The 635-nt window shown below is 39.1% G+C and carries 1 protein-coding gene; it reads right to left on the bottom strand.

Annotated elements, in window-relative coordinates:
- Positions 1–591, bottom strand: a 591-nt coding sequence (locus tag IEY56_RS29250; RefSeq protein WP_229712269.1) for an ABC transporter substrate-binding protein, incomplete at its 3' end; no start/stop codon positions are given.
- Positions 592–635 lie beyond the last annotated feature (44 nt).

Below are 635 nucleotides of genomic sequence, written 5' to 3'. Positions count from 1 at the left end.
ATACAAACTAATGAGTGGGGCTCTAGGCCCGCCAATATCCCTTGTGGGGAGTTTATAAACTTGCTTGTTTTTAATGGCTTTGATAGTGGAAAACTTAGGGTTGTTTAACACATCTTCAGGAGTGAGTGGGCTTATCCACCAAATAAAGATAATCTCGGGGTTTTCTTTAACGATTTTTTCCACGCTAACATCAGCGCGCCCAAATTTGACATATTTCAAGCCGAAATTGTCTATGCCCCCTTTTTCTAAAATATCTGAATCAAGGGCTTGATGGCCGCTGATTTTATTGGCTTTATGGAAAAGCTCCACCCCTTTTTTCTTTTTGACATCTTTCAAACGCTCTTTGATAAAATCTAAAGTTTCTTGCATTTTAGCCAGTTTTTTAGAAGCGTCAATTTCTAAGGCTTTAGCTTGAGCGTCAATATCTTCCATGACTTCTGCAATGGTTTTTTCTTGGAAAGAAAGGAATGAAATCCCAAATTTTTTCGCATGCTCTACCGCTTTAGGGTTTCCCACAAAGGTTACAACAAGATCAGGGCTAAGCTTTTTTAAAAGTTCCACATTCAAAGCCGCCACATGATCGCTGCTCATGGGTTTAATGCGTTTAGGATCTTTGAGAGTGGCTTTAACAATAT

This window comes from Streptomyces daqingensis, assembly GCF_014645895.1.
In the GTDB taxonomy this organism is placed as follows: Bacteria; Actinomycetota; Actinomycetes; order Streptomycetales; family Streptomycetaceae; genus Streptomyces; species Streptomyces daqingensis.
This window is presented reverse-complemented; position numbering and strand designations above follow the sequence as displayed.